The 919-nt window shown below is 70.6% G+C and carries 1 protein-coding gene; it reads left to right on the forward strand.

The window, feature by feature from the left end; genetic code table 11:
* The coding region (locus PA598K_RS35690) for a DUF58 domain-containing protein (protein WP_185602451.1) at positions 1-919 on the forward strand (919 nt) is incomplete at both ends.

Raw genomic sequence — 919 nt, forward strand, 5'->3', positions numbered from 1 at the left:
GGAGGGGACGGCGATGAAGCGGGCCGGGGGCGGGCAGACGATGGCGGCAGCGGGCAACAGCGGTGAGGCGCGGCATGAGCAAGCCCCGCTGGCGTGGAACAGGGAGGCGCAACGCCCGCGCTGGCGCGGCTGGCTGCGCGTCGGCGGCTTGTTGCTGCTGTGGGTCGGCCTGACCTTATCGTTGGGGACAGGAGACGGAGACAGTAGCGGGCTGCTCCCAGGGGACAGCCTGTGGTTGCTCCATGATGGCAGTGCAGCCGTATGGCTCGCCTGGACGACGCTGACCGGCCTGCTCCTGTGCAGCTTGCTGCCAGCGGTAGCGCTCCAGAGGACGACGGTGCGCCGCGAGCTGGCGCACACCCAGATCGCCAGCGGCGAGCCGGTCGTGGTCAGCCTCACGATACGGATGCCGCTGCTGTTGCCCTTCGTCTGGGTGACGGTGCGGGAGGAGCTGATCGCCGAGACGCGGGCCGATGCGACTGTCGTTGCGAGCCACAGGCTGCTGCTGCCCTGGCTGCGCCGGGAGTGGCAGATGGAGTACACGCTGACAGACTTGCCTCGGGGCGTCTATCGTTGGCGTCCGACCGAGCTGAACGCCGGCGATCTGCTCGGCGCAGGAGAGCGCCAGCTGCGCGTGCCTGCGCCGGGCTGTCTGTATGTCGCACCGGCTCGCAGCGTCAGCGTGGCGGGGCGTATCGATGGAGGCGTCTGCGGGGCGGGAGCAGTCGATGAGACAGGTCTGCGCGCATCGCAGGCAGGTCCGGGCATCGAGCGGCGTCCGTATCGCGTCGGCGACGCGCTGCGGCATCTGGACTGGCGAGCTGCGGCCAAGGGAGGGGACTGGCTCACCCGGCTGGAGCCGGTCGAGACACCGGAGCCGCTGCAGATCCTCCTCGACCGGCGCGGCGAACGCTCGCCC

It is taken from the genome of Paenibacillus sp. 598K, from assembly GCF_003851045.1.
In the GTDB taxonomy this organism is placed as follows: domain Bacteria; phylum Bacillota; class Bacilli; order Paenibacillales; family Paenibacillaceae; genus Paenibacillus_D.